A 25,174-nucleotide genomic window follows, 5' to 3' on the forward strand; every position below is an offset into this window, starting at 1 on the left:
GTGCTCGCTGAAAGGAGGTTTGAAAAACGCCTTGTCTACGCTTTTTTGCAACACACTCGTACGCACATGCATCCGGGACCCGCGGGCCGCGGCGCCATGGCGGCAGGCCCTGCCCCGCACACCTTCGCGTGCGTACTTTTGCTCTTTTTACCCTAGATTTTTCGCGGCTTCCAGCGTAGTGTTGCGTTTAACTCCCACGGTTACGTTTCGGGGTATGGCCATGCCGTCTTTCCCAAGGCTCCGCGGATTGTTGCTGTTCGCCGCCCTGCCGTTGCTCTCCGGATGCAATGCGGTATTGCTCTCGCCATCCGGTGACATCGCGCTGCAGCAGCGCAACCTGATCATCATCTCCACCGGCCTGATGCTGCTGATCATCGTGCCGGTGATCTTCCTGACTTTCCTGTTCGCGTGGCGCTATCGCGCCAGCAACCGCGACGCGCACTACGACCCCGATTGGAACCACTCCACCATGCTGGAGCTGCTGATCTGGGCGGCGCCGCTGCTGATCATCATCGCGCTGGGCGCGCTCACCTGGGTCAGCACCCACCAGCTAGATCCCTACCGGCCGCTGGCGCGCCTGTCCGAAGGCCGCGAGGTTCCTCCCGGCACCAAGCCGCTGGTGGTCGAAGTGGTGGCGCTGGACTGGAAGTGGCTGTTCCTCTATCCCGAACAAGGCGTGGCGGCGGTCAACGAAATGGCCGCGCCGGTCGACCGCCCGATCCAGTTCAAGATCACCTCGTCCACGGTGATGAACTCGTTCTTCATCCCGGCGCTGGCCGGCCAGATCTATGCCATGCCGGGCATGCAGACCACGCTGCACGCGGTCATCAACCACCCAGGCGAATACGAGGGCCTGTCGGCCAACTACAGCGGCGCGGGCTTTTCCGGCATGCGCTTTCGCTTCCACGGCCTGGACCAGCAGGGCTTTGACAAGTGGATCGCCGATGCCCGCGCCTCCGGCGCCACGCTCGGCCGCGACACCTACCTGAAACTGGAACAGCCCAGCGAACGCAACCCCGTGCAGCGCTACGCCAGCGTCGCGCCCGGCCTGTTCGACGCCATCGTCAACCGCTGCGTCGAGCCGAACCGCATGTGCATGAAGGACGCCATGGCGATCGACGCCGGCGGCGGCATGGGCATTCCCGGCGCGCGCAACATCGCCAGCCTGGACGAGGCCACGCGCGAACGCCTGGGCCTGGCCGATGCGCCGCCGCGCAAGTATGTCGGCGCCATGTGCACGTCAGCGGCGGAACTGGCGCTGTAGCGGCCGCCGCCATGGCGCATCGCGTGAAATCAAGGTGTTCCCCCTGGAAACCGAGCCCTGGAAACCGAGATGACTGATCAACCAGACCTCACCAAGCTGATCTTCGGTCGCCTGACCTGGGACGCCATTCCCTTCCACGAGCCCATCCTGCTGGCCACCTTCGCCATGGTGGCGATCGGCGGCATCGCGCTGCTGGGCGCCATTACCTATTACCGCAAGTGGGGCTACCTGTGGCGCGAGTGGTTCACCAGCATCGACCACAAGAAGATCGGCATCATGTACATGATCCTGGGGCTGGTGATGCTGCTGCGTGGCTTCGCCGACGCCATCATGATGCGCCTGCAGCAGGCCGTGGCCTTCGGTGATTCCACCGGCTACCTGCCGCCGCACCACTACGACCAGATCTTCACCGCGCACGGCGTCATCATGATCTTCTTCGTGGCCATGCCGCTGGTCACGGGGCTGATGAACTACGTGGTGCCGCTGCAGATCGGCGCGCGCGACGTGGCCTTTCCGTTCCTGAACAACTTCAGCTTCTGGATGACCACCGGCGGCGTGGTGCTGGTGATGATGTCGCTGTTCGTGGGCGAATTCGCCCGCACGGGCTGGCTGGCGTATCCCCCGTTATCGGGCATCGCGCACAGTCCGGACGTGGGGGTCGACTACTACATATGGGCCTTGCAGATAGCGGGGGTCGGCACACTGCTGTCAGGCGTGAACCTGCTGGTCACCATCGTCAAGATGCGCGCGCCCGGCATGTCGCTGATGCGCATGCCGATCTTCACCTGGACCGCGCTGTGCACCAACGTGCTGATCGTGGCGGCGTTCCCGGTGCTGACCGCGGTGCTGGCGCTGCTGTCGATGGACCGCTACGTCGGCACCAACTTCTTCACGGCCGACTTCGGCGGCAACGCCATGATGTACGTGAACCTGATCTGGATCTGGGGTCACCCCGAGGTCTACATCCTGATCCTGCCGGCCTTCGGCATCTTCTCGGAGGTGGTCGCCACCTTCTGCCGCAAGCGCCTGTTCGGCTACGCATCGATGGTGTACGCCACGGTGGTGATCACGGTGCTGTCGTACCTGGTATGGCTGCACCACTTCTTCACCATGGGGTCCGGGGCCAGCGTGAACTCGTTCTTCGGGATCACCACGATGATCATCTCGATCCCTACCGGGGCCAAGATCTTCAACTGGCTGTTCACCATGTACCGCGGCCGCATCCGCTTCGAGGTGCCGATGCTGTGGACGCTGGGCTTCATGGTCACCTTCGTGATCGGCGGCATGACGGGCGTGCTGCTGGCGGTGCCGCCGGCCGACTTCGCCCTGCACAACAGCCTGTTCCTGATCGCCCACTTCCACAACGTCATCATCGGCGGCGTGCTGTTCGGGCTGATGGCCGGCATCACCTACTGGTTCCCAAAGGCCTTCGGCTACAAGCTCGATCCGTTCTGGGGCAAGTGCTCGTTCTGGTTCTGGCTGGTGGGCTTCTACTTCGCCTTCATGCCGCTGTACGTGCTGGGCCTGATGGGCGTGACGCGCCGCGTCAACCATTTCGAGGACATGTCGCTGCAGATCTGGTTCCAGGTGGCCGCGTTCGGCGCCTTCCTGATCGCCATCGGTATCGCCTGCTTCCTGATCCAGCTGGTGGTGAGCTACCGCCGCCGCGAATCGCTGCGCGACTTCAGCGGTGATCCGTGGGACGGCCGCACGCTGGAATGGTCGACGTCATCGCCGCCGCCCAACTACAACTTCGCCTTCACGCCGCGCATCCATGACCAGGATGCCTGGTGGCAGATGAAGCAGCACGGCTACCAGCGCCCGCAGGCCGGCTTCATCCCCATCCACATGCCCAAGAACACCTGGGCCGGCATCGTGCTGGCGGCGATCAGCGTGGTGATGGGTTTCGCGCTGATCTGGCACATGTGGCCGCTGGCGGTGCTGTCGTTCGCCGCGCTGATCATCGTGTCCATCGTCCACACCTTCAACTACAAGCGCGAGTACTACGTGCCGGCCGACGAGGTCGTGCGCACGGAGGACGCCCGCACCCACCTGTTGGCGAAACATGTCTGATACCCTGGCCCCCACCCTGCCCGGCGGCAGCGCGCCGCCCGCCGAGCCCGTGTTCCACGTGGCCGGCGAACACCATCCGAAGAACGGCACGCTGCTGGGCTTCTGGGTGTACCTGATGAGCGACTGCCTCATCTTCGCCTGCCTGTTCGCCACCTACGGCGTGCTGGGGCGCAACTATGCCGCCGGCCCGTCCGGCGCCGACCTGTTCGACCTGCCGCTGGTGGCGGTCAACACCTCGCTGCTGCTGCTGTCGTCCATCACCTATGGCTTCGCCATGCTGGAGATGCGGCGCAACCGGGTCGGCGCCACGCAGGGCTGGCTGGCGGTCACCGGCGTGCTGGGGCTGGGCTTCCTGTCGCTGGAACTGTATGAGTTCGCGCACCTGATCCACATCGGCGCCGGGCCGCAGCGCAGCGCCTTCCTGTCGTCTTTCTTCACCCTGGTGGGCACGCACGGGCTGCACGTCACGTTCGGCATCGTCTGGCTGGTGACGATGATGGTGCAGGTGCGCATGCACGGCCTGATCCCCGAAAACCGCCGCCGGCTGATGTGCCTGTCGATGTTCTGGCACTTCCTGGATCTGATCTGGGTCGGCGTGTTCACCTTTGTCTACCTGATGGGAGTGCTGCCATGAACGCGCATGCCGACCATGCCGGCCACGGCCACGATCACGGCCATCACGACGATGACGACGGCGCCGCCCATGGCACCCTGAAAAGCTACGTCACCGGCTTCGTGCTGGCGGCCATCCTGACCGCGATCCCGTTCTGGCTGGTGATGGACCGGGTGTTCGCCAGCTCGCGCACCACGGCGCTGGTGATCCTGGCGTTCGCGGTGGTGCAGATCGTGGTGCACATCATCTACTTCCTGCACATGGATACCAAGTCCGAAAGCGGCTGGAACATGTTGGCGTTAATATTCACGCTGGTGCTGGTCGTGATCACGCTCAGCGGATCCATCTGGATCATGTACCACTTGAACTCCAACATGATGCCCATGTCGGTCCACGACATGCGGAATATGCCCTGACGTGATGGCGGCAACAAAAGACTCTACGCATTCCGGCGACACCCCCCGCAATCCCCGCAGCGCAACCACCCTGGTCATCCTGGGCATGGTTGCGGTCGTGCTGTTCGCGGGGCTCTGCGCCCTCGGTACCTGGCAGGTGCACCGCCTGGCCTGGAAGCAGAACCTGATCGCGCAGGTGGAACAGCGGGCCCACGCCCCGGCCACCCCCGCTCCCGCGCGCGCCGACTGGCCCGCGCTGACCGCGGACAATGCCGAATACCGCCGCGTGTCCGCCAGCGGCGCCTACCAATACGACAAGCAGACGCTGGTCCAGGCCGCCACCGAACTGGGCAGCGGCTACTGGGTCATGACGCCGCTGCAACTGGCCGATGGCGGCGGCACGGTGCTGGTCAACCGCGGCTTCGTGCTGCCCGAGTGGCGCAAGCGCCAGGCGGCCGGCCAGGCCGAGGCCGACGCCGGCCCGGTCAAGGTCGATGGCCTGCTGCGCATGGGCGAACCCGGCAACGGATTCCTGCGCAACAACGATCCGGCCGCCAACCTCTGGTATTCGCGCGACCTGCCGGCCATCGCCAGCGCGCGCGGCCTGGGCGAAGTGGCGCCCTACTTCATCGATGCCGACGCCGCGCCGGGCGCGGGCCGCGATCCGACCCAGGCGCCGGTGGGCGGCCTGACGACGCTGACCTTCCCCAACAACCACCTGGTCTACGCCATCACCTGGTACGCCCTGGCCGCCATGATCGTCCTCGGCGCCGGCATCGTGGCGCGCGAAGAACGGCGGCTGCGCGCGCGCCAGTGATCCATGCCCGATCCGGCGCGCATGCCGGATCGGACCAGGGCCTGGCGGTGAATACCCGACCGCCGCCACCCGCCTGAGCGGGCGTATCCCGGCCGTGGTCTCGCGGCCGCCAGCCCGTCAACGGCGCGCCTCCCGCCACGTTTCTAAAGCGCAGCGCCGCCCGGCCCACTTCTCGAGCGCGGCGCCTCTCGCTTCGGCAGCCCGCTACTTACCTCTCACGTCCGCGCGTCGGCTGTCGGCCAGTCGCCGCGCCGATTGCCCACGCATTGCCCCACGCTCGCCGCGCGCTTTCCCGGCTGGCAGGTCATCGCGCGTCCGGCACTAACCGTTGTGGCGAACTCGTCTCAGATCGGTCTTAGAACACCTCAGGATAGCCGGCACTTGGCCGAACTTACCCGAGAATGGGCCCATGCAATCAAGGCAGGCATTCCCGGGGAGTTCGCTCCCCTGCCCGTCGATGGTTCTTCCCCATTGCCTACCCGAGGAACTCTCACAATGAAAAAAAAGCTGCTCGCGGCCGCGGTGTTGACGGCCCTGGCCAGTGTCGCCCAGGCGGCGACGTCCGTAACGCTCTACGGCCTGATCGACACCGGCATTGGCTACAACAGGATCACGGGCGACGCAAACGGCGCTGACTACTCTGGCAGCCGCATCGGCATGATCAATGGCGTGCAGGCCGGCTCGCGGTGGGGCCTGCGCGGCACCGAGGATCTGGGCGACGGCCTGCGCGCCGTGTTCCGCCTGGAAAATGGCTTCAACTCGGCCGACGGCAGCCGCCTGCAACAAGGCCGGATGTTCGGTCGCCAGGCCACCATCGGCCTCGCCGACGACGCCTGGGGTTCCGTGGATTTCGGCCGCCAGACGTCCGTCGGCTCCCTCCTTCTCGCAGACATCAACCCGTTCCGCACCACTTTCACGCAGGCCAGCATCGGCACGACCTTCAGCGCCGCCAACACCATGCGCTGGGACAACATGGTCCTGTACCGCAGCCCCTGGACGGACGGCTTCCAGTTCGCCGTGGGCTACTCCTTCAATGTCGACGGCACCGACAAGGAGCAGAGCGGTTTCCGCACCTCCGACAACGCCCGCGGCATCACCGCCGGCCTGCGCTATGCGAATGGCCCGCTGAACATCGTGCTCACCTTCGACCAGCTCAATGGCTCCAATCTGGCCAGCGTAGACGCCTTTGGCGATCCGGTCGATCACAACGCCACGCCGCGCCAGTACGCCGTGGGCATGTCCTACGACCTGGAAGTGGTCAAGCTGGCTGCGGCCTATGGGCGCACCACCGATGGCTGGTTCGTCGGCCAGGATCTGCCGGCGGGCGTGCGCGGCAAGCAAGCCGCCGGCGCCACGCGGCGCAGTGAAAAGCTGTTCGGCACCAGTCGCTACGAGGAAGGCTTCAGGGCCAACTCCTACATGCTGGGCGCCACCGTCCCGCTTGGCGGCGGCGGCAGCGTGTTCGGCGCGTGGCAACACGCCTCGGCCTCCAGCGACGCCCTGACCGGCGATGACGCCAACATGGATATCTGGAGCCTGGGCTACACCTACGACCTGTCCAAGCGCACCAACCTGTATGTCTACGGCTCGTATGGCAAGAACTATGCGTTCATCGAAGGCCTCAAGAGCACGGCGGGCGGCGTCGGTATCCAACACCGGTTCTAGCAGGCTCGCCCCAGGAAATAGAAGTCCCGACCCCTTTCGGAGTCGACGCATCGCGGGGTCCCGTGCCCACGGCGCGACTCCCTTTCTTCCCTCTTCCCTTCAGGAATCTTCCACATGAAAAAGACATTGCTCGCAGCCGCCATGCTGGCCACTTTCGCCGGCGTCGCCCAGGCGGAAACGTCAGTCACGCTCTACGGCATCATTGATACCGGTATCGGCTACAACAAGGTTTCCGGCACGGTACCTGTCATCGACCAGGCGACCGGCAAAACCCAGGCCGTCGATGTCAGCGGCAGCAGGATCGGCATGATCAACGGCGTGCAGGCCGGTTCGCGCTGGGGCCTGAAAGGCTCCGAAGACCTGGGCGATGGCCTGCGCGCCATGTTCACGGTCGAAAGCGGCTTCGATTCGGGCGACGGCACGCAGCAGCAGAACCGCCTGTTCAATCGCCAGGCCACCGTCGGCCTGGCCAACGACGCCTGGGGCTCGGTGGAGTTCGGCCGGCAGACCACCGTCGGCGGCACCTTCCTGGCTGAAATCGATCCGTTCTACACCAGCTTCACGCAGGCCAACATCGGCACGAGCTTCAGCGCGGCCAACACCATGCGCTGGGACAACATGATCATGTACCGCAGCCCCTGGACCGACGGCTTCCAGTTCGCGCTGGGGTATTCCTTCAATGTCGACACCACCGACAAGAACCAGAGCGGCTTCCACACCGCCGACAACGCCCGCGGCATCACCGCCGGCCTGCGCTATGTGAATGGTCCGCTGAACGTGTCGCTGACCTACGACCAGATCAACAGTTCGAATCAGGCCCGCGTGCTCAACGCCGATGGCGAGCAGCTCGTCAGCGGCGGCAAGCCGGTCGAATTCGACCACGACGCCACGCCGCGCCAATACGCCGTAGCGGCCTCGTACGACCTGGAAGTCGTGAAGCTGGCTGCCGCCTACGGCCGCACCACCGACGGCTGGTTCGTCAGCCAGGACCTGCCGAACGTCAAGCTGGGCAGCTACCACTACGCCAACGGCTTCAAGGCCAATTCCTACATGCTGGGCGCCACCATTCCCCTGGGCGGCGCCAGTAACTTGTTCGGCTCGTGGCAGCACGTCTCGCCGTCCAACGCCCTGCTGACCGGCGACGATGCCAGGATGAACATCTGGAGCGTGGGCTACACCTACGACCTGTCCAAGCGCACCAGCCTGTACGCCTATGGCTCGTACGGCAAGAACTACGCATTCATCGACGGCCTCAAGAGCACCGCAGGCGGCGTCGGCGTGCGTCACCTGTTCTGATCCGTTCCCCGCGCCGGCCAGGCCGGCGCGGCAACTTGTCCGCGCCCAGGGCGCATCCGCGCAGTTTCATGCGGATGCGCCCTTTCTCCATCCGCACTCGGGGTTAACCCCGTTGCGCCGCCGAAAATAACCAGAAATTCGTGATTTTTGCCAGAAAATAGGACCTTTTGACCTACAATAGCGGCCGGGAACACCGCTGGGCGTCATGCTCAGCGTGCTGTTCCCTTTCTTTTTGTCTCTTCCTTTTCCCTTCACTATAGGAGTCCCACGGATGAAAAAGACGCTGCTCGCAGCCGCAATGTTGACCACTTTTGCAGGCGTCGCTCAGGCAGAAACGTCAGTCACTCTCTATGGTGTCATCGACACCGGCATTGGCTACAACAAGATCAAGGGCAATGGCTATGACGGCAGCAAGCTCGGCATGATCAACGGCATCCAGGCCGGCTCCCGCTGGGGCCTGCGCGGATCCGAAGACCTGGGCGATGGCCTGCGCGCCGTGTTCACGCTGGAAAGCGGTTTCGATTCGGGCAACGGCACCCGCGGCCAGAGCGGCCGCCTGTTCGGCCGCCAGGCCACCATCGGACTGGCCAACGACGCCTGGGGCACGATCGAATTCGGCCGCCAGGCCACCGTCGGCTCGAACTACCTGGCCGACATCGATCCCTTCTACACCAGCTACACCCAATCGAACCTGGGCCTGGGTTTCAGCGCGGCCAACACCATGCGCTGGGACAACATGGTGATGTACCGCAGCCCCTCGATGAGCGGCTTCCAGTTCGCCGCGGGCTATTCGTTCAACGTCGACGATACCAACAACGACGAAACCCATTTCCGCACCAACGACAATTCGCGTGGCATCACCGCCGGCCTGCGCTACGTGGAAGGGCCGGTCAACGTCACGCTGACCTACGACCAGCTCAATGGCTCGAACCGCGCGTCGATCGACCATGACGCCACGCCGCGCCAGTACGCGGTGGGCCTGTCGTACGACCTGGAAGTGGTGAAGCTGGCGGCCGCCTATGGACGCACCACCGACGGCTGGTTCGTCGGCCAGGACCTGCCGGCCGGCACGCCGTTCAGCGACGAGTTCGGCACCAACCGCTACGTCGACGGCTTCAAGGCCAACGCCTACATGCTGGGCGCGACGATGCCGGTGGGCGGGGCCAGCAGCCTGTTCGCGTCGTGGCAGCACGTGTCGCCGTCCAACGATCGCCTGACCGGCGGCGACGCCAACATGAACGTCTGGAGCGTGGGCTACACCTACGACCTGTCCAAGCGCACCAACCTGTATGCCTATGGTTCGTACGGCAAGGACTACGCGTTCATCGATGGCCTCAAGAGCACCGCGGCCGGCGTCGGCATCCGCCACGTGTTCTAAGGCGGGGGATCGCGCCGGCGCAGCCGGCGCCCCGGCGGCTCGCCGTAGGCGCGCCGGTACATGGCGATGAAGGCGCTGTCGCTGGCATAGCCCACGGCATGCGCCACCTCGGTCACCGAGGCGCCTTCGGCCAGCCGGGCCCGCGCCATCAACAGGCGGCATTGCGCGCGCCAGCGGGTGAACGACAGGCCGGTTTCGGCCAGGAACACCCGCGCCAGCGTGCGGCCGCTGGCCCCCACCCGCCGGCCCCATTCGTCGATCGACAGCGGGCAGGCCGGATTCTCCAGCAATTCACGCGCGATGGGCGCCAGCCGCCGGTCGCGCGGCATCGGCAGATGCAGCGGCGCCGTCGGCGCCGCCGCCAACTCGTCCAGCAACGCGCCCACCAGGCGCTGGCGCGGCGCATCCAGGGCCGCGTCTGACGGCCATTGCGTCACGCGCACGATCAGCTCGCGCAAGAGCGGATTGACGTCCAGGATCGCCGGCTCTCGCGGCAGGTTCGGGTAGGCGCGCACATCGAAATACAGGCTGCGATAGGCGAAGCTGCCCTGCATGGCCGTGCGATGCACGCAACCGGCCGGCAGCCAGGCGGCCTGCAGCGGCGCCAGCTGCCCGACCCGGTCGGCCAGGTACAGCGTCACCCCGCCTTCGGCTTGATAGAGCAATTGGGTGCGCTGGTGCGCGTGCCAGTCCGAGGCGTGCTCGCGCGTATCGATCGCCATGCCCACGATGGGGCAGGCGACAAGATCGGGATCCTCGACGGCGGGAAGCGTATAGATGGGCATGTCCGATTGGCGATGTTTTATGGCGTGATGTCGTGATTTTGCGCGGCGTGGCGCGCCTACGCTAGCGTCTTTTTGCTTGACGGCGGCACCATGTCTTCCCCCTCCTCCTCATCCGGCGCGCGCGCGTTGCCCCCGCCCTGGCTCGTCATCGCGCTGCTGGCGCTGCCGCAGGTCGCCGAGACCATACTCGCGCCCGCGCTGCCTGACCTGGCGCGCCACTGGCGCCTGGATGCCGCGGCCACGCAGCCGGTCATGGGCATCTTCTTTGTCGGCTTTGCCGCCGGGGTGCTGCTGTGGGGCCATCTGGCCGATACTCGCGGGCGCCGCCCGGCGATGCTGGCCGGCCTTGCCCTGGGGCTGGCGGGCACCTTGTGCGCGCTGGCCGCGCCGGCCTATCCCTGGCTGCTGGCAGGCCGTTTCCTGCAGGCGCTGGGGCTGGCGGCGTGTTCGGTGGTGACGCAGACCGTGCTGCGCGATTGCCTGGACGGCCCACGGCTGACCCATTGCTTCGTCACGCTGGGCACGGTGCTGGCGTGGTCGCCGGCAGTCGGGCCGCTGACGGGCCAGGCGCTGGCCGACGGACACGGCTACGGCGGCGTGCTGGCCGCGATCGCGGTGGTGGTGGCGCTGCTGCTGGGATCGGTCGCCTGGCGCTGGCGCGAAACCCGGCCGGCGCCGACCGGCGCCGTGCCGCTGGCCGCGCTGGCGCGCCGGATGCTGGCCGACGGCGCGTTGCGCCTGGCCGTGCAGCGGGTGGCGGGACTGAACCTGCTGGTGTTTTCGTTCTACGCGGCGGGACCGTTCATGACGGGTTCGCTGCCCGGCCTGGGCTTTGGCTGGGTGGGCCTGGGCGTGGCGCTGGCCGGCAGCCTGGGCGCGGCCTGCAACCGCCGCCTGCCCGCGACGGCGAGCGCCGCGATCCGGGTGCGCCATGGCCTGCGCTGCGTCGCGCTGGGCGCGGCGGCGCAGGCGCTGGCCATGGCGTGGCGGCCGCAGCCCGGCTGGCTGTGGGCCGCCGCGGCCTTGCCGGTGTTCATCGGCTACGGCCTGGCGATACCCAATCTGCTGGGACCGGCGCTGCGTCGCTATGGCCATTGCCTGGGCCGCGCCGGCGCATTGTTCGGCCTGGCCTACTACAGCCTGCTGGGACTGGGATTGGCGGCCACGTCGTGGCTGCCGTTCGATACGCCGCTGCCGTTGAGCGCGGCCTGGCTGGCCGTCGCATTGTGGCTGTTGGCGGCGCGTGAACGTGATTAGCGCGGCCAGGCGGCCGGCCACCGCTTGCCAGCCAACCTTTACCGCGTCTGCGGGCGCTGGCGGCCCTTGCGCGCCGGTGGCGCCTCGACCGCCAGCCCCTCGGCGCGCCAGTCGGGAAAACCGGCGTCCAGCCGCCGCGCGCGCAGGCCATGGGCGCGCAGCGCGGTGACGGCATCGGACGACAGCACGCAGAAGGGGCCGCGGCAATAGGCCACGATCTCATGGTCGGCCGGCAGCTCTTCGAGCCGCTTGAGCAGTTCGTCCGCGGGAATGTTGATGGCGCCGGGCAGGTGCCCCTGCGCGAATTCGTCGGCGGGCCGCACGTCGAGCAGCGTCATGCTGCCTTCGCCCAGGCGGTTCAGCAGTTCGTCGCGCGATATGGCTTCGAGTCCGTCGCGCCGGTCCTGGCTGTCGGCCACCAGGCGCCGCATCTCACCGCGATTGTGCTGCGCCACCGCGTCCAAGGCGTTGAGCAGGCCGGCGATCGGCGCGGAGCCAAGCCGGTAGTACACGTGCTTGCCCTCGCGCCGCGTGACGACGAAGCCGGCGCGGCGCAACTGTTGCAGGTGCTGCGAGGCATTGGCCACCGACAGTCCCGACAATTCGGCCAGCCGCTCGACCGGCCGCTCGCCCTGCGCGATATGCTCCAGCAGGATCAGGCGATGGGCGTTGCCCAGGGTGCGGGCGAGTTCGGCCAATTCGGCGGCAAGAGGGGGCTGGACGGAAGGCGCGGTCATTGGCGGCGATCTTAGCATTGCGCCTGCACCCGTCTGCTCCTTGGACGCCTCCCCGGCATGTCCGCGGCGTGACGATGCAATGAACGCGAAACACGGCGCTGTCATCATTGGATACTTCTCGGATCAACCCCCCCAATCCATGTCCCGCATGCCTGCTTCCGACCTGCCCCGTCCGTTCACCGCTCGCTGGCGCCCCGCGCTGCGGATCCTGGCCCTGGCCACGCTGCCGCTGCTGCTGGCCGCCTGCAACGGCGGCGGCGACGACGATGACGACGACACCAGCCCCCCGGTGGCGCAGAATCCGGCGCCGCCGGCGGACACGCGCAACCAGGCCTACCTGGCGGCCAAGGCCGGCGACGTGATCCAGGTGCGCATCGAGGAACTGCGGCCGACGCAGGCCGCGATCGGCTACGACCAGATCTACTACAAGCTGGGCCGCTGGCAAGGCGACTTCAATCGCGCCACCTGGGCGGCCGACCCGGTCAAGCAACTGGACTACCTGAACCGCACGGTCGGCAAGAAGTTCAGCGACTATTGCGAGGACATGGGCGCCACCACCTCCCAGGCCTTCACATCGATTGCGCAATTGCGGGCGGCGCGCCTGGACCAGCCGGCCACCTTCAGCTGCACCGCCGCCATGGGCGCCGATCCCGCCAACCTGAAGACCGTGGTGGTCGGCTGGGACGGCAATCTGTACCTGACCGACGGCCACCACACCTTCTCGTCGCTGCGCGAGATCGCCGATGGCGGGCCCAAGCTGCCGGTGTGGGTCAAGGTCGATGCCAACTACAGCGGCGTCGGCAGCGCCGCGGCGTTCTGGCAACGCATGGTCGACGAACGCAAGGCCTGGCTGCGCGACGGCCAGAACCAGCCCATCACGGTGGACCAGCTGCCGACGCGGCTGGGCATCGCCAATGCGCAGGAAGCCGGCGGCATGCAGGAAGACCGCTACCGCTCGCTGGTGTACTTCACCCGCGACATCGCCTACAGCAACGGCAACCTGCCGGAGTTCGCGGAATTCCTGTGGGGCGACTGGCTGCGCCGGCAGGTGGCCGGCGGCCAGTTGCCGGGCCTGGACCAGTACGCCATGATGGCGCCGTCCACGCCCGCGCAGATCCTGACCGTGAGCACGCTGAATGCGTCGCTGGCCTCCACCGGCGCCAACGATGGCTACGCCGCCGCGGTGCGCAACGCCGCGCTGAAGATGAGCGCGCTGGCCGACAGCGACATCGTGTTCCAGGACCGCACGGCCGCCAGCCTGGGCCGCATCCAGCTGGTGGCGGGCGCCTCCAGCGGCTCGCCCACCAAGAAGGCGCGCGATACGCTCGAAGAACTGCCGCGCAACGACGTCAAGACCGACGCGTCGCCGGAAGGCTCGCCGCGCGGCGCCGGCAAGCTGTGGTTCGCGGTCAACTACCGCGCCTGCGGCAAGCCCACCGCCGGCACCTGCTGGGGCTGGTAGGCGCCGGGGCCGCCTCAGCGGTCGACCTGCATGGCCGGCCGCGCCTGCACCTTGCCCAGCCAGGCCTGCACCTTGGGGTGGGCCGCGATCGGCGCCCCCAGCATCGCGCTGTAGCCGATCACCGACCCCACCACCAGGTCGGCCAGCGAATACTCGGCGCCCAGCATCCACGGCTGGCGCGCCAGGTGGCCCTCCAGCACCGCCAGCAGCGAATCCAGGTCTGCCAGCGCCCGCTCCGCCTGGCGCGGATCGCGTTGGCCTTCATCGCCATGGCCGAGGTGGAACAGGCGCCACAGCACCGCGCCATACGACACATAGGACCACGCGCACCAGGACATGGCGGCCAGCCGTTGCGGCGTGCCCGCGGCGGGCCACAGGCCGCGCTCGACGCCCCAGTGCTCGCCCAGCCACAGCTGGATCGCCAGCGCCTCGAACAGCGGCGCGCCGTCCACGGTCAGCGTCGGCACCTTGCCGTTCGGATTGATCGCCAGGAACTCGGGCCGGCGCTGTTCGCCGGCGCGGATGTCGACCTTCACGCGTTCGTGCGGGACTTGCAGCTCGGCCAGGGCGGCGGCGATCGGGGAGGCGCTGGACTGGGGGTGCCAATAGAAGACGATGGACATGAAGAACTCCGGTTTTCAGGGGATTCCCGCCGCGGCCCCATGGCCGCTGGCGATGGCGTGAACTGTAGAATCCATTGCGGACAGTTTCCGCCCTCGATTCGTTTTATCGTCACTGCCATGCTCGCTTCCAGCAATCGACTCCTGCGCCTGCTTTCCCTGCTGCAGACCCGCCGCCACTGGGCCGGCGGCGAACTGGCGCAGACGCTGGAGATCCACCCCCGCACATTGCGGCGCGACATCGACAGGCTGCGCGAGCTGGGCTACCCGATCCAGGCCAGCAGCGGCGTGGCGGGCGGCTATGCGTTTCGCGCGGGCAACGCCCTGCCGCCCTTGCTGCTGGATGACGACGAGGCGCTGACGGTGGCGATCACGCTGCGCACCGCGGCCACCGGTTCGGTGGGTGGCGCCGAGGAAGCGGCGCTGCGCGCGCTGGTGAAACTGGAACAGGTCATGCCTGCCAGGCTGCGCCACAAGGTGGATGCGCTGCGCACGGCGCTGGTGCCGGTGCCGCGCGCCGGTCCGCTGATCGATGCCAGCCAGCTGGCCGCGCTGGCTGCCGCCTGCCGCGACCAGCTGCGCGTGCATTTCGACTATACCGACGGCCGTGGACAGGCCACCAGCCGCCAGGTCGAGCCGCAGGGGCTGGCCCATACGGGCTATCGCTGGTATCTGGTGGCGTGGGATCCGGCGCGCGCGGACTGGCGCACCTTCCGGCTCGATCGTATCGCGGGCGCAGTGACGCCGGGCGCGCATTTTGCGCCACGCCCGCCGCCCGATGGCGGCGACCTGCGCGCCTACGTGGCGCGATCGGTGGGGCAGGCCGCCAACGGCGAAGAGGCGCGCATCGTCCTTCATGCCACGCGCGCGGCGATGACCGCGCGCATTCCGGCAGCCGTCGGCGAGATCGACGCCCTGGACGACGATCGCTGCCTGCTACGCTGCCCGGGCCAGTCGCTGGATGCGCTGGCGTACTGGCTGATGGCCTTGGAAGTGGAGTTCGATGTGCTGGCGCCCGCCGCGCTGGCGTTGCGCCTGCGCACCGCGGCGGAGCGCGTCGCGCGCATGCTGCAACGGCGGGAGACCGCGCCGGGCAGCGTGCCGGACGGCCCTGCCGGCGGCTGACGGCCCGGGCCGGGCGCGCTCAGCCGGCGTGCTCGACCTGCCTGGCCTGTTCGGCCTTGGCCAATTGCTGCAGGACCAACGATACCTTTTCCGCGACCTTGAGCTTGTCGGCCGCGGACATGGCGTCGTATTCCGCCTTGGAAATACCAAGCGATGCCAGCGCGGCGTAGAACATCTTTTCCTGCAGCGACATGGAAGCGTAGTCCATGAACTCGCGCTCGGCGGCCGACGCGACCGGCGCCGCTCCCTTGACGCCACCGGCCAGGGCCGAAGCGCCGCGTTGCTGCGCGTCGGTGAACGCCGCGCGGAACGCATCGCCGCTGGCGGCATCAGACGTACGGAAGCCGGCCCGGTTGGCGGCGTTACTGGCATTCACGGCGATCATGGGGAAACCTTTATGCGGGTCATCTCGATGGTCCGCAAGTTACCCCGTCCAGCGGCCCGCCGAAGCGCCGGACTGAGGGCCGATCCGGTTGCTTATCCGTAGATTGCGGCCCGTGCGCGCCGGCTGCCGTTCGAGTATCTTGTGACTCCCACGCACATACCGGAGCGCGCGCCGCCATGAGTCTCGACCCGAACCCCACTTCCCTCACTTCCGCCTCCGTCGCCCCGCCCGCCGACGTGTTCCTGCAATTCCTGGTGAACCTGGTGAACAACGGCGGCCAGCTCAAGAGCATCGGCGTCACGTTGCAGATGGGCGGCATGCTGGTGTCGGGTTCGATCGTGTCGGGCGCGGAGTACTTCGACCGCTTCGCCGAAACCTTCTCCGACTCGCTCTCCGACATGGACACACAGGCGCGCCAATCGGTGCGCACGTCGCTGGCGGAACTGGGCGACGTGTTCCGCCTGCCGCAGCCGGCCGAGCCCCTGCCCAACTACATCCACCTGGTGGATGCGCTGTTCTTCACCGCCGACGGCACGCCGATCGCCGGCCAGCCCACGCTCTGGCGTGGCCGCAGCAGCGCGGTGGACGGCTTCATCCTGGGCCGCCTGCAGTCCGAATAAGCCGTGCCAACCGGGGCCGGCGCGGGCCGAGGACGCCGCCGCGCCCCGCCAGGCTGCCGGTCAGCGCTCGGTCCAGTTGGGCCGGGCGGTGCAGGCATGGAAACTTCGCCAGGCATCGCCGTCGGCCTGCAACCAGACGTCCAGGCATTGTGAGCTGATCGGCGCCGACAGGACCGTGCCGCGGAACAGCAGGCCGGGCCGTGGCCGCAGCCAGACGAAATCGTGCATGTCTTCAATGTCGTCGATCGTCACCTGCAGCTTGGCGGTCGTCGCGCATTCCATGAGGGAGTCGAAGCGGCGCTGCAGCGTGCGGTCGGCACCAAGGCCGCGAGGAATGCGCAGTGTCAGGCCGGTCACGCGCATGACGCCGCTGGCCACCGGCTTGCCGCCGCAACTGGCCGGCAGCAGCCGCGCGCGCAGGCTGGCGCGGAATTCGGTGTGGCAGGCCAGCACGTGCGCCTGCGGCAGCAGACGCCGGAACAGCGGCACGCTGAAGGTCAGGCGCCGGCTGGCCAGTTGCAGCGGCGTGTTGCCGGCCGCCGGGCCAAGGCAGAGATGATCGCGCGAAACGCTGATATCGAGATCGGCGCACAGCCGCCGCGCCACGTCTGTGCCGTCCGGCACGGTCAACGCGTGTTCGAAGGACAGGTCGAGCGGGGCGGGCAGCGCGGCCGCGAAGGCCACGGCGGCCCGCAGCCGGGCCCGCTGCGCCATGAGGCCCGGGCTGCCGCTGCGCAACGGCGTGATGCTGTCCGCGACGGCGTACTCGTGCACCTGGCCCTGCGCCGTGAACACGGGCTGGAACCGCAGGAACAGGGATTCCTCGCGTGGCGGCCAACGGCGAGCGGCATCACGCATGGCGCGGCCTGGCCGCAGATGCCGGCCAGGAACGGCGCGCGGGGGGAAACATCATGGAACCTCGTGTGAGCGCGGTGGCGCCGGGATTCCGGCCGCGGCGCGGCGGGCGGAAGACAGGATCTGGTACGAGGACGATGTTGCCAAAGGCACAGCGGCGATTGAACAAGAATATTCTTAATCGCGGCGCGCGCACGCCGCGGGAGCGGCTGGGACGCGGCTGGCCCCGGCGATCGCCTCACGCCCGAGCGAACAGATCAAGCGGCAATGGCTGTCCCCAATTTTTGAGATTCTTCTTATGGTCCGAATCCGCAAACGTCGATACGATTCCGTCTTACGCCCTGGCTTCGAAACATTTTGGTTCAAGTCCGGATCCTGGTGCAGAATAATCCGTATGCCGTCCCGGCCAACCTGACTGCGCCTCGCATGCAAAGACTCCGCATCGTCATCGCCGATGACCATCCGCTCGTGCTGATGGGCATGACCGACCTGCTGAACAAGGACCTGAGCTTCGACGTCGTGGCGACGCTGGCCAGCCCCACCGCGCTGGTGGAGCACATGACACGCGATCTGCCGCAAGTCGTCATCACCGATTATTCGATGCCGGGTGACGAGATCTACGGCGACGGCATCCGCCTGGTCAAGTACCTGATCCGCCACTTTCCCGGCGCCCGCATCGTCGTGCTGACCATGGTGTCCAATCCCATGATCATCTCGGCGCTGTACGACGCCGGCGTCGAGGCCGTGGTGTTCAAGCGCGACGACCTGGGCGAGATCGTCACCGCGCTGCACGCGCTGCAGCTGGGCCGCAAATACTATCCTCCCGGCTTCCAGCGCGAGGGTTCGCTGGCCGCGCGCCACAAGTTCATCGGCGAGCGCATCAACAGCCTGTCGCCCAAGGAATTCGAGGTACTGCGGCATTTCATCCGCGGCGAATCGATGATGCAGGTGGCCGACAGCCTCAAGCGCAGCGTCAAGACCGTCAGCGGCCAGAAGATCTCCGCCATGCGCAAGCTGAACGTGCAGACCGACCAGGAACTGGTCGCCTTCTGTGTCGAAAGCGGCATGTTCCAATAAGGGTTCGACCAACCCGATTGAGTAGATGGGCATGATGCAGCAATCCATGGACGTCGTCAGCGGCCTGGCGGTGGACCGCCAGGCCATGCAGGCGATGATCGACCAGGCGCAGGATAGGCCGCTGGCCTTCGAGGATTGCAATTTCCAGCAAGCCGACTTTTCCCGGCTTGACCTGCGCGGCGCCCGTTTCACCGCCTGCGCCATCGCCGGCGCCTCGTTCCAGGGCGCCACGCTGGCCGACACCGTCTGGCGGCGCTGCCGTGGCGGGCACGCCGTCTTCGCCTCGGCCGATGCCAGCGACGCGATTTTCGAGCATTGCGACTTGAACAACGCCAGCTGGCGCCGCGCGCGGCTGGCGGCGGCCCGCTATACCGGCTGCAAGCTCACGGGCGCCGACTTCGACGGCATCGCCTGCCTGGGCTGGACGCTGGAGGACTGCCTGCTGGTGGGCGCGCTGGTGCGCGGCATCTCGTTTCGCAAGAGCGAATTGCGGCAGCTGGACTTTTCCGATGCCGACCTGACCGGCAGCGACCTGCGCGATACGGTGTTCCACGGCGGCAGCCTGCGCCATGCCACTCTCAAGAACGTGCGCTTCGAAGGCGCCGACCTGCGCGAGGCCGACCTGGGCGGCATCGACCTGTCGGCGGCCGCCAGGCTGGCCGGAGCGGTGATCTCCAAGACCCAGGCGGCGGCACTGCTGGCGGAACTGCGCATCACCGTCATCTGACGCCGGCTCCCTGCGCATGCGCCAGGCGGGGGCTGGCCGCCGCGCCTGCCTCCCGCTACACTGCCGCCGACAGGCCGGGCCATCGGCGCCGGTCCGCGACCAGGGAACCGCCATGCTCGAGACAGACAGCATCCAAGCGCGCAGGTCAGCCGGGCAACAGGCCCGGGAGCACGTCAAGCGTTCGTCGCACGCGGCCATCGGCAACGTCGACCGCGATCCGGTCAGGTTGTTGCGCGGCAACAGCCACGGCCGCGTCAAGGCCCTGATCCCGCTGCGCTACGGGCGCATGGCGGCCTCCCCCTTCACCTTCTTTCGCGGCGCCGCCATCCTGCAGGCGCACGACCTGGCGGGCACGCCGCATACCGGCATCTCGATTCCGCTTTGCGGCGATGCGCACCTGCTCAATTTCGGCGGCTTCGCCACGCCCGAACGGCAACTGCTGTTCGACCTGAACGACTTCGACGAGACCGCCCCCGGCCCATGGGAATGGGACATCAAGCGCCTGGCAGCCAGCCTGGCAGTGGCGGCGACGCACATGGGCTATGGCCGCGGCGACAGCGCCGACATCGTCATGGCGGCTGCGGCCGAGTACCAGTCGCGGATGAACGAATACGCGCAGAACAGCACGCTGGACGTCTGGTACGACGGCCTCACCTTCGAGCGCATGCTGCAGGACGCCACGACGCCCGCCGGCCGCCGGCTGATCGCCAAGGCAATGGAGAAGGCCGCCGGCCGCACCAACGAAAGCATGCTGCGCAAGATGGCGTACCAGGACAATGGCCTATGGCGCATCCGCGACGCGCCGCCGGCGATGTTCCATCCGTCCGGCCCAGTCACCCTGCTGGGCAAGGACGAGCATTGGCCCGACACCGCCGCCTGGAAGAAGAAGATGGCCAAGTGCTTCGGCGGCTATCTCGACAGCCTGGCGCCGGACCGGCGCGAACTGCTCAAGCATTTCGCGCTGCAGGACGTGGTGTTCAAGGTGGTGGGCGTGGGCAGCGTCGGCACCGTGTGCCTGGTCGCCTTGATGGTCGACAGCTGGGGCAACCCGCTGTTCCTGCAGGCCAAGGAGGCGCGCGAGTCCGTGATCGCGCGTTATGCCCGCGACAAGGCGCCGGCGCATGGCGGTTTCCGCGTGGTGGCGGGACAGCGCCTGTTGCAGGCGGCCAGCGACATCTTCCTGGGCTGGTCGACCGGCCCGCGCGGCAAGCATTATTACTTCCGCCAGCTGCGCGACATGAAGGTGTCGGCCGACGTCGAGAGCTTCAACCTGAAGATCCTGACCGGCTACGCCCGGCTGTGCGGCCGGGCGCTGGCGCGCGCCCATGCCAAGGCCAGCGGGCATGCGGTGGAGCTGGCCGCGTACATGGGGCGCGCCAGCGCCTTTCCGCAAGCGCTGGTGACCTACGCGCAGGACTATGCGCGGCAGAACGAAAAGGACTACCGCCACTTCCGCGACGCCTGCCGCGCGGGCAGGCTGCCCATGCGCACCGACGAGGACATGGCGGCGGACTTCCGCGTCTGAGCGCGCCCCTGCGTCAGGCGCCGGACACGCCCATGGCCGGATCGCTTACCGTGTGCGCGCCGGTCTCGACGCGACCGGCGAAGCGACGATAGAACGCCGGGTCGCTGGAGCAGGTGACGGCAAAGTCGTACCACTGGCCGCTGGCCGCCAGCGTCCAGTGGCGGGAGGCCTTGCCGCCGCCCGCCACCTCCAGCGCCACCGGCGCGTCCTGGCGGTAGGCCTGCGGCGTGACGGTGAAGGTGCAGGCCTGGGCGCCGGTGTTGAGGAACTCGGCATAGACCTCGCCATTGGCGATGTCGTAACAGACCCTGATCTCGGGCAGCGAGCCGCTGTCGGCGATGCGGTTGGTGTCGCCCTTGAAGTGGCGGTGATAGCCGTTGGGGCCCAACACCCACAGGTCGTACATGCCCAGGTTGTCCTGCAGCGCGTTCCAGGTGTCGGACAGCGTCTTGCCGGCCTCGACCATGTAGCGGCGCGGCAGCCGGTCCAGGTGATAGCGGTCGTAGACGTGGAACACCGCGCCCTGCGTGCCGCCGTTGGCGAACAGCAGTTCCACCGTGCCGGCCGCAGCGCAGCGCGCGCTGGTGTGCAGTTCGTACGGCAGGGCCCGCGACGGGCGCGTGCCGCTGGCCTGCAACGGCAGCTGCATGTCGGTGGGCAGCGGCATCTGCGGCAGGGCTTCCTGCGCGGTGCGCAACTGATCGGCCGCGGCGCGCGTGGCGCGTCCGGCCAGCGTGGGCAGCGCCTCGGTGTTGGGCGTCTTGAAGTTGAAAGCGCTGGTCAGGTCGCCGCAGACCGCGCGGCGGAACGGGCTGATGTTGGGCTCGGCCACGCCGAAGCGCGCTTCCAGGAAACGCAGCACCGAGGTGTGGTCGAATACCTGCGAGTTGACCCAGCCGCCGCGGCTCCACGGCGAGATCACGTACATCGGCACGCGCGGGCCGGGCCCATAGACGCGGCCGTCCTTGGCCGCCGGCTGGGTGGTGCTGCCGGCGGGCGAGGCGTGCGTGAAGTACTCGAACGTCATGTCGGCGTCGGCCAGCGTGGTCTTGCCGGCCAGGCCGCCGCCGGCATCGCGCGACGGCGCGGACGGCGACGGCACGTGGTCGAAGTAGCCATCGTTCTCGTCGAAGTTCACCAGCAGCACCGTCTTGCTCCAGACCTCGGGCACGGCGGTCAGCGCGTCCAGCACTTCCTGCAGGAACCAGGCGCCCTGCACCGGACTCGACGGGCCGGGATGTTCGCAGTAGATCGAGGGCGCGTTCATCCAGCACACTTGCGGCAGCCTGCCTTCGCGGATATCGCGCTTGAAGGCGTCCAGGTAGTTTTCGGGCGCCGTGCCCGGCAGCGTGTTGGCGATGCCCTTGTAGAGCGGATTGGCGGCGTTGTCGGTGGCGGGGTCGTAGGCCTTGTACGGCAGCGCCTGGCCGGTGTTGGCGTAGGGCACGCCGGGCTCGCCGCCGCTGGAGACCGGATAGCCGGAATTCACGTTGGCCTGGCGGAAGGCGCGGAACGCGCCCAGCATGTTGTCGCCCCATTCATCGGGCATGTTCTGGTACGAGATCCAGCTGACGCCAGCCTGTTCCAGCCGCTCGGCGTAGGTCATCCAGGTGTAGCCGGTGTTGACGTTGGCGGGCAGGCCGTCGATCCAGTCCCATTCGTTGTTGACGAAAGCGGTGTTGGTGGGCACCGCGCCGTTGGTGCCAGTCAGGTGGAACGCGCGGTTGGCGTCGGTGCCGGTGTGCATGGAACAGTGATAGGCGTCGCACAGGGTGAAGGCATTGGCGAGCGCGAACTGGAACGGGATCTCGCGTTCCTTGAAGTAGCCCATCGAGATGTCGTTCTTGTGCGTGGGCCATTGCGCCATGCGGCCGCCGTCCCAGGCGCGTTGGCTGTCGTCCCAGCTGTGCGGCGTGCCGGCGGCGCGCTGCGCGTTGTGGCTGGTGCCATCGATGTGGAACGGCGTCAGCACGGCGCCATTGGCGCGCTGCTGCTGCCAGACCTTTCGGCCATTGGCGAGCGGAATCGGAAAACGGTCGCCGAAGCCGCGCACGCCCTTGAGCGTGCCGAAGTAATGGTCGAACGAGCGATTCTCCTGCATCAGGATGATCACATGCTCGACATCCTTGATGGTGCCGGTGGCGTTGTTGGCGGGGATGGCCAGGGCGCGGCGGATGCTGGGCGGAAAGGCGGCGAGCGCGGCGGCGGCAAAGCCCGCGCCGGCGGCGGTCTGGAGGAAATTGCGGCGGGAAGTCATCGTTGTACTCGGAATCGGTGGGGTCGGCGCAACCGCCGCTTACGGCGCGCAACGCAGTTGCGGCGCGGGCTTGGGTTGTTCGGTGGCCGGCGGCGGCGCGGGATCATCCGAGGAATCGTCGTCGCCGCCACAGGCGACGAGCGTGGCGGCGGCGAGCAGGACCGCGGCAAGGGTTCTTGCGAGACTCGTGGAGGGCATGGGGAGGTTCTTGGGAAAGAGGAGGACCGACCTTGCCGCGAAGCATCGGCAAGACCCCAGCGAGTCTAGAAATGCGAAGTGACAGCGCCGTGAAAGCTGGCGCGTCAATGCCGGCCGCGGCGCGTGCGCGCGGCCTCAGTGTGTGTCCAGATGCGTCAGCGCGAGGTCAGCGCGCCGCGCGGCTGAAGCGCTGTTCGACCACCACGCCGCCCCATTGCGTGCCCTCGGCTTCCTGGGTCAGCACGAAGCCGGCCGACTCATACAGGTGGCGCGCGGCGTCCAGGCCCTTGAAGGTCCACAGATACGTTTCGTCAATATCTAGCTTGTCGACGAAGGCCATGGCGCGCGCCAGCAAGGCCCGCCCCACGCCCATGCCGCGCAGCGACTCGTCGACGATGAACCAGCGCAGGTGCGCGCTGCGCGCCGCGAGGTCGCTGTCGATGGCGATGGAGGCCTGCGTGCGGTTGCCGTCGGTGTAGCGCCACAGGTTCTTGCCGGGCGCGGGCAGGCTTTCGGCGAAGGCCGCCAGCCCCGTGGCCACCAGGCGCTCGAACACCACGCCAAAGCCGGCGGCCTGGGCGTAGTAGCGCGCGTGCAGCGCGGCCACGTCGCCGATACAGCCCGGCGCGTAGCCTTCCTGGATCTGCGACTCGATCGCGTCGCTGGCCTGCGCGGCGCGGGTGTTGGGGTTCTCGCGCGACAGGGCGTCGGCATACAAGGACAGGTAGCGCACCAGGATTTCCTGGTCGGGCGGCGCCAGCTGGCGCAGCGCGCGCGAGACCTGGTCGGTGGCGAACTGGTCGATGCGGTTGCGCAGGTCCAGGCCGGCGGGCGTGAGCGACAGGCGCGAGGCGCGCGCGTCGCCGCTGTCGCTCTCGCGCGCGACCAGGCCGGCCGCTTCGAGCTTGGCCACCTGGCGGCTGGTGTTGGACTTGTCCAGCCGCAGCACCAGCGCCAGGTCGCGCGCCTGGATGCCGGGCTGCAGGCCGATTTCGATGATGGCGTGCACCGCCGAGGGCGCCAGGTCGCTGCCGGCCAGCGACGGCCGCATGAAACCCAGTTCGCGCACCAGCTTGCGCGAGAATTCCCGCAGGTCGCGGATGGTCTGTTCCCGGGATCGGGTGGGAAAATCGATAAGATCCATGATGACGCGTCCTGAAGTTGCGGGTCGCAACCAATTTACTTGCGAATCGCAACCAAAACAAGCCCCCGGCCCATGAAAATTCAATTGCTGTCCGACCTGCACCTGGAATCCGACCCCGGCTTCGTCGCCCACCCCATCCCGGGCGCGGACCTGCTGGTGCTGGCTGGCGACATCGGTTCGTACCAGCAGCGTTCGCGGCTGACCACGGACGACTTCGGCCTGGGCCGCTATGCGCCGCGCAATGGCTGGCCCACGCCCGTGGTCTACGTGCCCGGCAACCATGAATACGACAACCTCGATTTCGACGAGACCCATCAGCGCCTGCAGACGCTGTGCCAACAACTGGAAATCCAGTGGCTGGAACGCGAAACGCGGGTCATCGATGGCGTGCGCCTGGTGGGCACCACGCTGTGGACCGATTTCGACGCGCTGGCCGCGCCCGGAGACACCTTGACGCAGGTGCTGGCCAAGCGCGGCAAGGCCTTCCGGGCCGCCGATTTCTACCTGGAGAAGGCGCAGATGCGGCGCCATGGCGCGCCCTTCATGGCCGAGCAGATGCGCGAACAGGGCCTGGCCTGCCAGGCCTGGCTGGAACAGGCGCTGCGCACGCCCTTCGACGGCCCGACGCTGGCCATCACCCACTTCGCGCCCAGCCTGGCCAGCGCCGATCCGCGCTACGGCGTCACGCCGGGCACGGCCGGCTTCTGCAATGCGCTGGACGGCCTGCTGCCGCTGGCGGACGTCTGGATGCACGGCCACCTGCACTGTCCGCTGGACTACGTGAAGGACGGCTGCCGCGTGGTGGCCAATCCGCTGGGCTACGCCAGGAAGGGCGAACAGGACGGCTTCCTGCCCGACGCGCTGTGGGAGGTGCCGACGGCGTAGCCGCGCAGCGCGCC

24 protein-coding genes are annotated in these 25,174 nt (G+C 67.7%); 16 read left to right on the forward strand and 8 right to left on the reverse strand.

Annotated features, from left to right (window positions below; translation table 11 throughout):
- Positions 1-220 precede the first annotated feature (220 nt).
- From cyoA to AC6CR5_RS15645, 8 genes are all read left to right on the forward strand, one after another.
- Positions 221-1,264 carry a ubiquinol oxidase subunit II gene (cyoA, locus tag AC6CR5_RS15610; RefSeq protein WP_026384128.1) on the forward strand — a complete coding sequence of 348 codons (1,044 nt, stop codon included), beginning with the start codon at positions 221-223 and terminating at the stop codon, positions 1,262-1,264.
- 69 nt (positions 1,265-1,333) lie between these two features.
- Positions 1,334-3,337, forward strand: a complete 2,004-nt coding sequence (cyoB, locus tag AC6CR5_RS15615) for a cytochrome o ubiquinol oxidase subunit I (RefSeq protein WP_202730365.1) — start codon at positions 1,334-1,336, stop codon at positions 3,335-3,337.
- Positions 3,330-3,971, forward strand: a complete 642-nt coding sequence (cyoC, locus tag AC6CR5_RS15620; RefSeq protein WP_026384126.1) for a cytochrome o ubiquinol oxidase subunit III — start codon at positions 3,330-3,332, stop codon at positions 3,969-3,971. Before cyoB ends, cyoC begins: the two co-directional genes overlap by 8 nt.
- Positions 3,968-4,366 (forward strand): cytochrome o ubiquinol oxidase subunit IV, encoded by a 399-nt coding sequence (gene cyoD / locus AC6CR5_RS15625; RefSeq protein ID WP_006387366.1) that lies wholly within the window; start codon positions 3,968-3,970, stop codon positions 4,364-4,366. The genes cyoC and cyoD overlap by 4 nt, the downstream gene beginning before the upstream one ends.
- A 4-nt stretch (positions 4,367-4,370) precedes the next feature.
- The gene (locus AC6CR5_RS15630; protein ID WP_047991759.1) at positions 4,371-5,162 is read left to right on the forward strand and encodes an SURF1 family protein; all 792 of its coding nucleotides are present in this window, start codon (positions 4,371-4,373) and stop codon (positions 5,160-5,162) included.
- Positions 5,163-5,657: 495 nt separating this feature from the next.
- The gene (locus AC6CR5_RS15635; protein WP_241060110.1) at positions 5,658-6,827 is read left to right on the forward strand and encodes a porin; all 1,170 of its coding nucleotides are present in this window, start codon (positions 5,658-5,660) and stop codon (positions 6,825-6,827) included.
- 114 nt (positions 6,828-6,941) lie between these two features.
- On the forward strand, positions 6,942-8,123 hold the full coding sequence (locus AC6CR5_RS15640) for a porin (protein ID WP_172999928.1): 1,182 nt from the start codon (positions 6,942-6,944) through the stop codon (positions 8,121-8,123).
- 271 nt (positions 8,124-8,394) lie between these two features.
- On the forward strand, positions 8,395-9,501 hold the full coding sequence (locus AC6CR5_RS15645; protein ID WP_020926513.1) for a porin: 1,107 nt from the start codon (positions 8,395-8,397) through the stop codon (positions 9,499-9,501).
- On the opposite strand, the gene AC6CR5_RS15650 is transcribed toward AC6CR5_RS15645, so the two are convergent.
- On the reverse strand, positions 9,498-10,286 hold the full coding sequence (locus tag AC6CR5_RS15650; protein ID WP_020926512.1) for an AraC family transcriptional regulator: 789 nt from the start codon (positions 10,284-10,286) through the stop codon (positions 9,498-9,500). The genes AC6CR5_RS15645 and AC6CR5_RS15650 overlap by 4 nt on opposite strands.
- 90 nt (positions 10,287-10,376) lie before the next feature.
- On the opposite strand from AC6CR5_RS15650, the gene AC6CR5_RS15655 reads away from it, so the two are divergent.
- Complete coding sequence (locus AC6CR5_RS15655) at positions 10,377-11,543, forward strand: MFS transporter (protein WP_498084692.1); 1,167 nt, start codon at positions 10,377-10,379, stop codon at positions 11,541-11,543.
- Positions 11,544-11,581: 38 nt separating this feature from the next.
- Here AC6CR5_RS15655 and AC6CR5_RS15660 read toward each other — a convergent pair whose 3' ends face one another.
- Positions 11,582-12,280 (reverse strand): ArsR/SmtB family transcription factor, encoded by a 699-nt coding sequence (locus tag AC6CR5_RS15660; protein ID WP_150101299.1) that lies wholly within the window; start codon positions 12,278-12,280, stop codon positions 11,582-11,584.
- A gap of 139 nt (positions 12,281-12,419) precedes the next feature.
- Here AC6CR5_RS15660 and AC6CR5_RS15665 point away from each other — a divergent pair, with 139 nt between their 5' ends.
- Positions 12,420-13,742, forward strand: a complete 1,323-nt coding sequence (locus AC6CR5_RS15665) for a ParB/Srx family N-terminal domain-containing protein (protein ID WP_498084693.1) — start codon at positions 12,420-12,422, stop codon at positions 13,740-13,742.
- 14 nt (positions 13,743-13,756) lie between these two features.
- On the opposite strand, the gene AC6CR5_RS15670 is transcribed toward AC6CR5_RS15665, so the two are convergent.
- A complete protein-coding gene (locus tag AC6CR5_RS15670) occupies positions 13,757-14,365 on the reverse strand; it encodes a glutathione S-transferase family protein (RefSeq protein ID WP_006387357.1) in 609 nt (202 codons plus the stop codon).
- Positions 14,366-14,482: 117 nt separating this feature from the next.
- Between AC6CR5_RS15670 and AC6CR5_RS15675 the strand changes: the two genes are divergently transcribed.
- Positions 14,483-15,487, forward strand: a complete 1,005-nt coding sequence (locus AC6CR5_RS15675) for a helix-turn-helix transcriptional regulator (protein ID WP_054484824.1) — start codon at positions 14,483-14,485, stop codon at positions 15,485-15,487.
- A gap of 19 nt (positions 15,488-15,506) precedes the next feature.
- Here the strand turns inward: AC6CR5_RS15675 and AC6CR5_RS15680 are convergent, their stop codons facing one another.
- A complete protein-coding gene (locus AC6CR5_RS15680; protein WP_020926507.1) occupies positions 15,507-15,872 on the reverse strand; it encodes a hypothetical protein in 366 nt (121 codons plus the stop codon).
- Positions 15,873-16,048: 176 nt separating this feature from the next.
- Here AC6CR5_RS15680 and gvpU point away from each other — a divergent pair, with 176 nt between their 5' ends.
- Positions 16,049-16,492, forward strand: coding sequence for a gas vesicle accessory protein GvpU (gvpU, locus tag AC6CR5_RS15685; protein ID WP_207384708.1), 444 nt, complete (start codon positions 16,049-16,051; stop codon positions 16,490-16,492).
- A 60-nt stretch (positions 16,493-16,552) separates the two neighbouring features.
- Here gvpU and AC6CR5_RS15690 read toward each other — a convergent pair whose 3' ends face one another.
- Positions 16,553-17,350: a hypothetical protein gene (locus tag AC6CR5_RS15690; RefSeq protein ID WP_047991766.1), complete on the reverse strand. Its 798-nt coding sequence runs from the start codon at positions 17,348-17,350 to the stop codon at positions 16,553-16,555.
- A 423-nt stretch (positions 17,351-17,773) separates the two neighbouring features.
- Between AC6CR5_RS15690 and AC6CR5_RS15695 the strand changes: the two genes are divergently transcribed.
- From AC6CR5_RS15695 to AC6CR5_RS15705, 3 genes are all read left to right on the forward strand, one after another.
- Positions 17,774-18,424: a response regulator gene (locus AC6CR5_RS15695; protein WP_047991767.1), complete on the forward strand. Its 651-nt coding sequence runs from the start codon at positions 17,774-17,776 to the stop codon at positions 18,422-18,424.
- 25 nt (positions 18,425-18,449) lie between these two features.
- On the forward strand, positions 18,450-19,151 hold the full coding sequence (locus AC6CR5_RS15700) for a pentapeptide repeat-containing protein (RefSeq protein ID WP_411764380.1): 702 nt from the start codon (positions 18,450-18,452) through the stop codon (positions 19,149-19,151).
- Between the two features lie 112 nt (positions 19,152-19,263).
- Complete coding sequence (locus tag AC6CR5_RS15705) at positions 19,264-20,676, forward strand: DUF2252 domain-containing protein (RefSeq protein WP_047991768.1); 1,413 nt, start codon at positions 19,264-19,266, stop codon at positions 20,674-20,676.
- Positions 20,677-20,689: 13 nt separating this feature from the next.
- Here the strand turns inward: AC6CR5_RS15705 and AC6CR5_RS15710 are convergent, their stop codons facing one another.
- From AC6CR5_RS15710 to AC6CR5_RS15720, 3 genes are all read right to left on the reverse strand, one after another.
- Positions 20,690-22,933 carry a phosphocholine-specific phospholipase C gene (locus AC6CR5_RS15710; protein ID WP_020926501.1) on the reverse strand — a complete coding sequence of 748 codons (2,244 nt, stop codon included), beginning with the start codon at positions 22,931-22,933 and terminating at the stop codon, positions 20,690-20,692.
- A 39-nt stretch (positions 22,934-22,972) separates the two neighbouring features.
- On the reverse strand, positions 22,973-23,131 hold the full coding sequence (locus AC6CR5_RS15715) for a hypothetical protein (RefSeq protein WP_020926500.1): 159 nt from the start codon (positions 23,129-23,131) through the stop codon (positions 22,973-22,975).
- Between the two features lie 166 nt (positions 23,132-23,297).
- On the reverse strand, positions 23,298-24,275 hold the full coding sequence (locus AC6CR5_RS15720) for a helix-turn-helix domain-containing GNAT family N-acetyltransferase (RefSeq protein WP_047991770.1): 978 nt from the start codon (positions 24,273-24,275) through the stop codon (positions 23,298-23,300).
- 72 nt (positions 24,276-24,347) lie between these two features.
- Here AC6CR5_RS15720 and AC6CR5_RS15725 point away from each other — a divergent pair, with 72 nt between their 5' ends.
- Positions 24,348-25,160, forward strand: coding sequence for a metallophosphoesterase (locus AC6CR5_RS15725; protein WP_047991771.1), 813 nt, complete (start codon positions 24,348-24,350; stop codon positions 25,158-25,160).
- The last annotated feature ends 14 nt before the right edge of the window (positions 25,161-25,174 follow it).

The organism is Achromobacter sp. EG18 (assembly GCF_059759395.1).

Bases quoted from the DNA above. Each gene is read 5' to 3' on its own strand.
- AC6CR5_RS15695 (WP_047991767.1), top strand. From the start codon at position 17,774: ATGCAAAGACTCCGCATCGTCATCGCCGATGACCATCCGCTCGTGCTG.
- AC6CR5_RS15705 (WP_047991768.1), top strand. From the start codon at position 19,264: ATGCTCGAGACAGACAGCATCCAAGCGCGCAGGTCAGCCGGGCAACAG.
- AC6CR5_RS15710 (WP_020926501.1), bottom strand. From the start codon at position 22,933: ATGACTTCCCGCCGCAATTTCCTCCAGACCGCCGCCGGCGCGGGCTTT.
- AC6CR5_RS15720 (WP_047991770.1), bottom strand. From the start codon at position 24,275: ATGGATCTTATCGATTTTCCCACCCGATCCCGGGAACAGACCATCCGC.
- cyoB (WP_202730365.1), top strand. From the start codon at position 1,334: ATGACTGATCAACCAGACCTCACCAAGCTGATCTTCGGTCGCCTGACC.
- AC6CR5_RS15725 (WP_047991771.1), top strand. From the start codon at position 24,348: ATGAAAATTCAATTGCTGTCCGACCTGCACCTGGAATCCGACCCCGGC.
- AC6CR5_RS15675 (WP_054484824.1), top strand. From the start codon at position 14,483: ATGCTCGCTTCCAGCAATCGACTCCTGCGCCTGCTTTCCCTGCTGCAG.
- AC6CR5_RS15655 (WP_498084692.1), top strand. From the start codon at position 10,377: ATGTCTTCCCCCTCCTCCTCATCCGGCGCGCGCGCGTTGCCCCCGCCC.
- AC6CR5_RS15640 (WP_172999928.1), top strand. From the start codon at position 6,942: ATGAAAAAGACATTGCTCGCAGCCGCCATGCTGGCCACTTTCGCCGGC.
- cyoC (WP_026384126.1), top strand. From the start codon at position 3,330: ATGTCTGATACCCTGGCCCCCACCCTGCCCGGCGGCAGCGCGCCGCCC.
- AC6CR5_RS15660 (WP_150101299.1), bottom strand. From the start codon at position 12,280: ATGACCGCGCCTTCCGTCCAGCCCCCTCTTGCCGCCGAATTGGCCGAA.
- AC6CR5_RS15700 (WP_411764380.1), top strand. From the start codon at position 18,450: ATGGGCATGATGCAGCAATCCATGGACGTCGTCAGCGGCCTGGCGGTG.
- AC6CR5_RS15680 (WP_020926507.1), bottom strand. From the start codon at position 15,872: ATGATCGCCGTGAATGCCAGTAACGCCGCCAACCGGGCCGGCTTCCGT.
- AC6CR5_RS15690 (WP_047991766.1), bottom strand. From the start codon at position 17,350: ATGCGTGATGCCGCTCGCCGTTGGCCGCCACGCGAGGAATCCCTGTTC.
- AC6CR5_RS15635 (WP_241060110.1), top strand. From the start codon at position 5,658: ATGAAAAAAAAGCTGCTCGCGGCCGCGGTGTTGACGGCCCTGGCCAGT.
- AC6CR5_RS15670 (WP_006387357.1), bottom strand. From the start codon at position 14,365: ATGTCCATCGTCTTCTATTGGCACCCCCAGTCCAGCGCCTCCCCGATC.
- cyoA (WP_026384128.1), top strand. From the start codon at position 221: ATGCCGTCTTTCCCAAGGCTCCGCGGATTGTTGCTGTTCGCCGCCCTG.
- AC6CR5_RS15665 (WP_498084693.1), top strand. From the start codon at position 12,420: ATGTCCCGCATGCCTGCTTCCGACCTGCCCCGTCCGTTCACCGCTCGC.
- AC6CR5_RS15650 (WP_020926512.1), bottom strand. From the start codon at position 10,286: ATGCCCATCTATACGCTTCCCGCCGTCGAGGATCCCGATCTTGTCGCC.
- gvpU (WP_207384708.1), top strand. From the start codon at position 16,049: ATGAGTCTCGACCCGAACCCCACTTCCCTCACTTCCGCCTCCGTCGCC.
- cyoD (WP_006387366.1), top strand. From the start codon at position 3,968: ATGAACGCGCATGCCGACCATGCCGGCCACGGCCACGATCACGGCCAT.
- AC6CR5_RS15645 (WP_020926513.1), top strand. From the start codon at position 8,395: ATGAAAAAGACGCTGCTCGCAGCCGCAATGTTGACCACTTTTGCAGGC.
- AC6CR5_RS15715 (WP_020926500.1), bottom strand. From the start codon at position 23,131: ATGCCCTCCACGAGTCTCGCAAGAACCCTTGCCGCGGTCCTGCTCGCC.
- AC6CR5_RS15630 (WP_047991759.1), top strand. From the start codon at position 4,371: ATGGCGGCAACAAAAGACTCTACGCATTCCGGCGACACCCCCCGCAAT.